Here is an 8471-nt window from a genome sequence, read left to right on the forward strand (position 1 = left end):
AAATCTCCAAAGTTCTGATAGCTGCGGACGTTCGCCGAGCGTTCAGTCAAACCGCAGGCTGCGCCAACGCCGTCAGCCGGCGCTCAGACTTTTCTCAAAATCTAAAATCCAAAATCCAAAATCGTTATGACTCAACTTAATGGGAATCACCTCAACGGCAGCAATCATAAAAACGGAGTCAAGCAAGATTCACGGGTACTTACAAAACAACAAAAAGCTGCTCAAAAGCCTTTAATTAACTCAAACACTCAGGAATTTGAGCAATCCATTGTCTTGCGCCAATCTCCAATTTGGTCGCGTACAATCATGGTAACCCTAATGGGGCTAGCCTGTTTTGCAATTGCTTGGGCTTATTTTGCCAAAATTGAGCAAGTAGTGCCAGCAACAGGGCAATTAAAACCGCAAGGAACAGTCAAAGATGTTCAAGCTCCTGTTAGTGGAGTGGTGAAAACGGTTAATATTAAAGATGGACAAGAAGTAAAGCCAGGAGATTTGTTGCTGACTTTTGATTCCATTGCTTCTGTTGCTGAATTAAATTCTTTGTATAAAATTCGCATTGCATTAATTAAAGAAAACCAGATTTATCGCCGATTGATGGGTGCAAGTAACGCAACGGGATCGGAATTGTTATATTTGCGCGGTAATTTACCACAAGAAACTGCTTTTCTGCTGAAAAGTCGGGCAGCGTTAGTTGGAGAAAATGAGTTATTACGGACTCAATTAAAAAAATCTGGTCAAGATTATGCTTTAGGAATTGATGAACAACAACTTCTACAAGTTGCCAAAAAGGAATTAGATTCTCGCAGTTTGGCGGCGCAATTGGAAGTAGAAAAAACCAAAAAGCAACTGACTCAAAATCAAATTAAGCGGGAAGATAGTAAAGCAAGTTTAGCTATTCAACAGGGAATTTTAAATAAGCTGAAGATATTAGCAGAAGAAGGTGGCATTTCTCAACTTCAGTATCTCAACCAGCAACAAGAAGTACAAAACCGCACGGCAGAAGTAGCACAACTAGGTGAGGAAGGTAAACGCCTCCAGTTTGATATAGAAAAAGGACAACAAGAGTTAAGTAATACGGTAGCTGTTTCTGATAAAAGCATTTTGGATAAGATAGCTGATAACAAACAGCGGATTGCCACAATCGATAGCCAATTCATGAAAGTTCTGCTGGATAATGAGCAGCGTTTGGCAGATGTGAATAGTAAAATCTCTCAATCACAGTTAAATGTTAGATATGAAGAACTCCGTGCGCCTGTAGCTGGAACAGTTTTCGATTTACAAGCAAAAAACCCTGGATTTGTAGCGACTCCAACGACAAAACTGCTGCAAATTGTCCCAAATGAAAACTATATAGCTGAAGTTTTTATTACTAACAAAGATATTGGTTTTGTGCGAAAAGGCATGAAGGTTGATGTCAGAATTGACTCCTTTCCTTACAGCGAGTTTGGCGATATCAAAGGAGAAGTGCTTGGCGTGGGATCAGACGCATTACCGCCAGACCAAACACATCAGTTTTATAGATTTCCGGCAAAAATTTCATTGAATAAACAATCCTTAGTGATTAAAGGTAAAAACGTCAATTTGCAATCAGGTATGTCCATCAGTGCCAATATAAAAGTGCGCGAAGAACGGACTGTGCTGAGTTTATTTACTGAGTTGTTTACCAAGCAAATTGATACTCTTAAAGAGGTACGTTAATTTGTTAATTTGTAAAAGTGATCTCTACAACAGGCTGTGACGCTCTCGACGAGAAGCTCTTACTAGCTCAAAGGAATAAGAGTTTTAGAGAGTTATGCGTAAGTCCTAAAAGAGTTTTAGCTTTAACCCAAGCGTATTACGCTATCAGTGACGCAAATTCATCGCTGCTTGCAGCTAAGACTTGATGTGATGGAGCCGCAGCTACGCCCGTTGTAGACATCACTTGATCATAAAGCTGAGAGAAAATTGTTAAAAGCCTATCACACATCAAGATTTTACGATGGTTAATTCTCAACGCATCGAACCCGCTCCCGGACAAGAATCAGTTTGGGATTACCCCCGTCCTCCTCGTCTAGAGGACACAAGTAAACATATCCAAATAATCTTTAACGGAGTAATAATTGCAGATACCCACAACGCCAAACGTGTTTTAGAAACTAGTCATCCTCCTTCTTACTACATTCCCCCTGCGGATATCAAAATGGAATATTTGCAACTGACACCACAGTCTAGCTTTTGCGAGTGGAAGGGAAGTGCTATTTACTACACAATTAGAGTTGGTGAAAAAGAAGTCCATAATGCTGCCTGGTTATACCCTAACCCTACACCAGCGTTTGAATCTCTCAAGGACTACGTAGCTTTTTATGCTCATGTAATGGATAAATGCTACGTGAATGGCGAAGAGGTGCAACCACAACCAGGTAACTTCTACGGCGGTTGGATCACCAGTGATATTGTTGGGCCTTTCAAAGGCGCTCCTGGTACTTGGGGATGGTGATAATACGCTTGGGTTAAGGAAATTTATCTGTTAAAGCAGGCAGGGGGGACAAGGAGATAGAAAAAAGTTTAACCCAAGCGTTCTATCTTTCATAGGACTTACGCAAGAACTCTCTGAAACTCTTATTTCTCCGTGTCGCGCCAGTTGCTACCCTACAGGAACGCTAAGAGCGTAGCTTGCTTCCCCGGAGGGGTACAAGTCTCTTAACCGCAGACGCTCGCAGGCTCGCTACCGCTGCGCTATCGCCCAAGGCGTCTCCCCTTCTCCCAAAGGGAGAGGCTAACGCCAAGGGAGAAGGACGCACTGGCTTCTCTGCGGACTCTGCGGTAGCCTGCGGCAAGCCGCTTCTCTACGTTCGCGCAGCGTGTCGCAGACAGACGCTACACGTAGCTTGCTTCTCCGTAGGAGTATGCGTCTACGATTTTCCGTTACCTGTGCGTAAGTCCTGTTTCAGAGAGCGATCGCTCTCTAATCCAAGATACTTGCTCGATATTTGCTCTACGCTAATGCCGCTACCTGCTCTAACAATCCTTGAAACAACCTCAAGCCATCGCTACCCCCTAACATCGCATCTGACGCCCTTTCTGGGTGCGGCATCATCCCCAACACATTACCCTGACGATCGCAAATCCCGGCAATGTTGTTCAGTGAACCGTTAGGATTCTCCCCTTCATAGCGAAACACGACTTGCCCGTTGTCTTCAATTTCTGCGAGAGTGGCTTGATCAGCGTAGAATCGTCCTTCTCCGTGGGCAATGGGCAAAGTGATAACTTCACTATTGGTATAAGCTTGCGTCCATGAGAGATTAGTCCGCTCAACTTTCAAGGGAACGCGATCGCAGATAAAATGCAAATCTCGATTTCTAGTCAACACCCCTGGCAAAAGTCCAGCTTCAGTTAATACCTGAAAACCGTTGCAAATACCAATGACAAATTTACCTTTTTGGGCATGTTTGACAACCTGCTGGATCACGGGTGAAAAACGGGCGATCGCACCGCAGCGCAGATAATCCCCGTAACTAAAGCCACCAGGTATGATCACGACATCCAAATCAGCAATATCTGTTTCTTGATGCCAAACCATGCGAGTTGGTTGTAAGAGCAAATCTCTCGTTACATAAGCAACATCGCGATCGCAATTAGAACCTGGAAAAACAACAACACCAAATTTCATGATTAGTCAGCCCCTTCGGGGAAGTCAAAAGTCAAAAGTCAAAAGTCAAAAGTCAAAAGTCAAAAATCAAACATTTTGAACCCCATAAATAAATTTAGTTGCTCTGAGTCAACTGACGTAGTATTTCTTGTACTACGTGTCTCAAAATACATTTTTTTATTTTTCATAAATAAATTTAGAGGCTTGTACCTTTTTTTTCTGGTCAATGGGAGTGGGAAGCAGGGGGACAAGGGGACAAGAGAATAACTAATGCCCAATGCCCCCATGCCCAATGCCCTAAAATACCCCAGTCTGTGTTTCGACCTCAATTAACTCAAAGCAGTAATTTTCAATTACGGGATTTGATAGCATTTGGTCACAAATGCGATCGAGGTCTTGACGCGCTTTTTTCTCATCAGTCGAGGTGATGGTGAGTTCGATGTACTTGCCAATCCGCACCTGGTCAACGTTCTCGTATCCCAGTTGCTTAAGACCGGATTGTACAGCCACACCTGCGGGGTCTAAGACTGAAGGACGAAGCGTCACGAAAATTTTGGCTAGATACTTGGTTTGCACGGGCTTTTGCTGAATGCTGCGATCGCTATACTATAACTTTCTGTTCCAACTGAGTGAAAATAAGATTACGAAGCGGTTAAAGTTAATTGATCAATTAGCCCATCTAACAGCTTCAACTACAGTGGCATATTTAAATAATTGTCTATGAGAGCCATACGCACCCGCAGTCAAGAGCGTATTTTCAACCTACTGAAAACTATCAAAAAAGGCATCTCTGCCCAGGATATTTACGTAGAACTACGTAATACTAATCAGAGCATGGGTTTAGCGACAGTTTACCGCTCCCTAGAAGCTTTAAAACTCGAAGGCATGGTACAAGTGCGGAATTTGGCTAACGGTGAAGCCCTCTATAGCCTAGCCCAGCAAGACAAACATCACCTTACTTGCTTGCAATGTGGTGTCTCAATTCCGATTAATCAGTGCCCCGTGCATGACTTAGAAGACCAGTTAGAATCCAGTCATAAGTTTAAAGTTTTTTACCACACCCTAGAGTTTTTTGGGTTGTGCAGCGAATGCCAGGTAAATCAAGCTACTGAGATTAGTCAATAATCATCCCAATTCTATCAGAGGAATAAAGCGTGTTTTACTTCTGAATTCTGACGCCAAGCCGCAGAGTCTCTCCGGCTTTGCTCCTGAATTTTGCTGTAATAAATGCTTTATTCAAATAAAACTCAAGCAACTAAATACGTCTGCAACTTCGCAGTTAATTTCTTCTCACCCTCAAAAAATGTTTTGGCACTGGCAATTTCCAGAAGTGCGTTGTACATAAAATGGACAAGTTTTTTGATTCATATTACACCATGTAAAGTTTTGTAAAAAGCGATAGCCTTGTGAAGATCCTCTAAGAATCTCGCCCCTTTTGGTTTTCAATCTCACCCTTTATTTTCTGCTCTACACATTCTGAAAAATCTCCCTCAAAGGCAGAGTTTTCTAGCACTCGCAACAGCTGACGATGCAGAACTTTATCTATATATATAGCTGTCTGCCTGTAGTTGGGGTGCGATCACTTGCCTTACTTTTCTTAATGGGACTTAGACAAAAAATACCCCAAAAATAGCCTCAAATCTATATACAGAAATACTTTGACATCGCTTTGGTTAGTTTCTTGATATCTCTGGGTTTGGGCTATTTTTGAGCCTTTGGTGTATTTCCCTTACCCTGCATAGATTTGAGGCTTGTTTCTCCCGAAAAAATGTTTAAGTCCCGTTAGAGGAAATATCAGGCTGTGGCTAGGTTTCATCATTCAGTGCAGAGCCGCCCTTTGATATGAGCGTTGGTTTGGAATTTCAGGCAGGCGATCGCAGTAATCACAATCAAGCAACAACGTTACACGCATCTAAATTGAGTTACGAGACTTAACATCAAAAGTGATGCCGAAGGGAGGAGAGCGGTTTTTGCGCTTCCTACACCGTTTAAGCAACCCAGGTGATGCTGTTTCTTACTTTGAGGATGAAAGCGGGACAGACAAAGAAATTTGGGAGCCACAGCTTCGCAACTTCCTTGCTCGGTTAGGGCTGTTACCCCTGATGTCAGCTATGCTATATCTACCCCAAATTAGCGGTCATAATGACTTGGGAACTTTGCAGCGGTATTTGGAAGTTACTCCAGAGCAACGGAAGAAAGCTGTTTCGGTAATTGGGTTTTGAAAGTGATTGCTATTGACCAACAAATACCTCGATAATAATTTTAAATTCAGAAAGACAAAATCCTAATGAAGAAAAGACTTTGATTTTATCAGCTAATCCTAGAAATACAAACAAGCAGCGCGTGGATGAGAAAGTCAGAAAAATTCGGGTGGCTTTAGAACGCGCTCAAAATAGAGAAGCATTTGAATTAATCACTAGAAAAGTAGCAGGAATTTATCCAACTTGAAAATACCAAGACAGGGAATATCATGCCGAACCTTCGGAAAAAACGGTTTGTTTATTCTGGCAAGCGTACCCGATTTACAGTAGAGCAGGTCGAAACAAAAGCTCGTGAGATATGGAATGAGCGTTCTTCTGATCCTCCACCTTGGGGTACTCAGATTTATAAAGCTCCTAGTGATATTTTATATGCAGCAATTGAAAAACTTAAAACAGAGGCAATCCAAGCAGAAGCTTATAAAATATGGCAAGCTCGCCTACAAAAAACACGAGATAGCGATAAACGATCATCTCTAGATGATTGGAATGATGCTATGAAGAGTTGGAACTCGTCATGCTGGAGGCGATTTATACAATGGACGGGGATTAGTGAGAAAAAAGGCTGGGACTTTGCACAACTCCTGATTGGCATCTCAATTCCACTAGCTGTATTCGGAGGAACGCAAATCTTTAACATAAAACAGCAGGATATTGCTAATGAGCGATATCAACAGGAGACGCTGAAAAACTATCTGGATGCAATGAATACTCTCCTATTAGACAAGAAGTTAAGGACTTCTGAAAAACAAGACCCAGCACGGAATGCTGCACGTACTAGAACTTTGACAGTACTGCGTCAGATGGATGGGGAGCGACGGGGAGAGGTTGTCAATTTTTTGATAGAAGCACACTTAATTGAGTTAATAGATGGTCAGAGTGTAATTAACTTAGAGGGAGCTAATTTAGAGAATGCCAAATTAAATAATGTCAGTCTGAGAAAGATTAATCTAAAAGGTGTAGATTTAACAAATGCTGATTTGCAGGATGCCGATTTAAGTGATGGGAACCTGGAAGAAGCGAACTTGGAAGAAGCAAAATTAGAAAACACACTCCTAGTTAATACTCGTTTAGCAAAAGCTAATTTAACTGACGCTAATTTGAAGGATGTTGATTTAACAGGTAGTGATCTAACACGTGCCATCGTTAGTGAGTATCAATTGGAAGAAGCTACTTTATGCCGCACAAAAAGTGGGTTTGATGGGGAAGTCTCCAATAAAAATTGTAGTCGTATAGGCTTTACGGCCTATCGCAAAGGTGAGCGTCGTGACTCTAAGTATCGCTCAAAACTAGAATATCTTAATAAAATAATTAAACGCAGCCCTGAATCTGCAATAGCTTACACTGACCGAGGAATCCTTGAATATAATTATGATGATTTTGATAAGGCAATTGAAGATTTTAGTAGAGCAATCAACCTTGGCTATAAGCATACATCAGCCTATTTTTTTCGTGGAAAAGCTTATACACAAAGGGGATATGCTAACAAAAACAATAATGATTATGAGAAGGCAATCAAAGATTTGAGTGAAGTGATTAAAGACAATCCAAAAAATGCAGAGGCTTACTCCAGTCGGGGAGATGCTTACACCAATCGGGGAGATATTAACAATAATAACAAGGATTATGAGCTAGCAATTAAAGATTTTAACGAAGCAATTAGACTTGCTCATCAAAATGCAGATGCCTACAATGGTCGGGGAATTGCTTACTCCAGTCGGGTAAATGCTAACAATAATAACAAGGATTATGAGCTAGCAATTAAGGATTTTAACGAAGCAATTAGACTTGCCAACCAAAATGCAGAGGCTTACTCCAGTCGAGGAAATGCTTACCAAAATTGGGGAGATGCTAACAATAACAAGGATGATTATGAGCTAGCAATTAAAGATTATAATGAAGCAATTAGACTTGCGCCAACAAGTGCATATGCCTACAACGGTCGAGGAAATGCTTACTTTAGTCGGGGAGATGCTAACAATAACAAGGATGATTATGAGCTAGCAATTAAAGATTTTAACGAATCAATTGGACTAGCTCCGAAAAATGAATATGCCTACAATGGTCGGGGAAATGCTTACTTAAGTCGGGGAGATGCTAACAATAACAAGGATGATTATGAGCTAGCAATTAAAAATTATAATGAAGCAATTAGACTTGCTCCAACAAGTGTATATGCCTACAATGGTCGGGGAAATGCTTACTCCAGTCGGGGAGATGCTAATAATAACAAGGATGATCATGAGCTAGCAATTAAAGATTATGATGAAGCAATTAGACTAAATTCAAAGTACGCATATGCCTACAATGGTCGGGGAAATGCTTACTCCAGTCGGGGAAATACTAACAATAACAAGGATGATTATAAGCTAGCAATTAAAGATTTTAATGAAGCAATTAGACTAAATTCAAAGTACGCATATGCCTACATTGGTCGGGGAAATGCTTACTCCAGTCGGGGAGATGCTAACAATAATAAGGATGATTATGAGCTAGCAATTAAAGATTTTAATGAAGCAATTAGACTAAATTCAAAGTACGCATATGCCTACATTGGTCGGGGAAATGCTTACTCCAGTCGGGGA

General features: G+C 41.3%; 9 protein-coding genes. 6 read left to right on the forward strand and 3 right to left on the reverse strand.

Going from position 1 to position 8471, the window contains the following annotated elements; translation table 11 throughout:
• Positions 1–126 precede the first annotated feature (126 nt).
• Entirely contained in the window at positions 127–1698 is a 1572-nt protein-coding gene (locus V7K48_RS17680; RefSeq protein WP_335074574.1) for an HlyD family efflux transporter periplasmic adaptor subunit, read from the forward strand.
• A gap of 280 nt (positions 1699–1978) precedes the next feature.
• The gene (locus tag V7K48_RS17685) at positions 1979–2476 is read left to right on the forward strand and encodes a DUF427 domain-containing protein (protein WP_335074575.1); all 498 of its coding nucleotides are present in this window, start codon (positions 1979–1981) and stop codon (positions 2474–2476) included.
• A 163-nt stretch (positions 2477–2639) separates the two neighbouring features.
• On the opposite strand, the gene V7K48_RS17690 is transcribed toward V7K48_RS17685, so the two are convergent.
• The 3 genes from V7K48_RS17690 to purS form a co-directional block, all read right to left on the reverse strand.
• Entirely contained in the window at positions 2640–2816 is a 177-nt protein-coding gene (locus V7K48_RS17690; protein ID WP_335074576.1) for a hypothetical protein, read from the reverse strand.
• A gap of 158 nt (positions 2817–2974) precedes the next feature.
• On the reverse strand, positions 2975–3649 hold the full coding sequence (gene purQ / locus V7K48_RS17695; protein WP_335074577.1) for a phosphoribosylformylglycinamidine synthase subunit PurQ: 675 nt from the start codon (positions 3647–3649) through the stop codon (positions 2975–2977).
• A 276-nt stretch (positions 3650–3925) separates the two neighbouring features.
• On the reverse strand, positions 3926–4204 hold the full coding sequence (purS, locus tag V7K48_RS17700; protein ID WP_335074578.1) for a phosphoribosylformylglycinamidine synthase subunit PurS: 279 nt from the start codon (positions 4202–4204) through the stop codon (positions 3926–3928).
• 144 nt (positions 4205–4348) lie between these two features.
• Between purS and V7K48_RS17705 the strand changes: the two genes are divergently transcribed.
• The 4 genes from V7K48_RS17705 to V7K48_RS17720 form a co-directional block, all read left to right on the forward strand.
• Positions 4349–4753 carry a Fur family transcriptional regulator gene (locus V7K48_RS17705; RefSeq protein WP_334979299.1) on the forward strand — a complete coding sequence of 135 codons (405 nt, stop codon included), beginning with the start codon at positions 4349–4351 and terminating at the stop codon, positions 4751–4753.
• An 821-nt stretch (positions 4754–5574) separates the two neighbouring features.
• Positions 5575–5850, forward strand: coding sequence for a hypothetical protein (locus V7K48_RS17710; protein ID WP_335074579.1), 276 nt, complete (start codon positions 5575–5577; stop codon positions 5848–5850).
• 79 nt (positions 5851–5929) lie between these two features.
• Positions 5930–6076, forward strand: coding sequence for a hypothetical protein (locus V7K48_RS17715; RefSeq protein ID WP_335074580.1), 147 nt, complete (start codon positions 5930–5932; stop codon positions 6074–6076).
• Between the two features lie 22 nt (positions 6077–6098).
• The coding region (locus V7K48_RS17720) for a tetratricopeptide repeat protein (RefSeq protein WP_335074581.1) at positions 6099–8471 on the forward strand (2373 nt) is incomplete at its 3' end.

This window comes from Nostoc sp. (genome assembly GCF_036919615.1).
Classification (GTDB): domain Bacteria; phylum Cyanobacteriota; class Cyanobacteriia; order Cyanobacteriales; family Nostocaceae; genus Nostoc.

Bases quoted from the DNA above. Each gene is read 5' to 3' on its own strand.
- purQ (WP_335074577.1), bottom strand. From the start codon at position 3,649: ATGAAATTTGGTGTTGTTGTTTTTCCAGGTTCTAATTGCGATCGCGAT.
- V7K48_RS17710 (WP_335074579.1), top strand. From the start codon at position 5,575: ATGCCGAAGGGAGGAGAGCGGTTTTTGCGCTTCCTACACCGTTTAAGC.
- V7K48_RS17680 (WP_335074574.1), top strand. From the start codon at position 127: ATGACTCAACTTAATGGGAATCACCTCAACGGCAGCAATCATAAAAAC.
- V7K48_RS17685 (WP_335074575.1), top strand. From the start codon at position 1,979: ATGGTTAATTCTCAACGCATCGAACCCGCTCCCGGACAAGAATCAGTT.
- V7K48_RS17705 (WP_334979299.1), top strand. From the start codon at position 4,349: ATGAGAGCCATACGCACCCGCAGTCAAGAGCGTATTTTCAACCTACTG.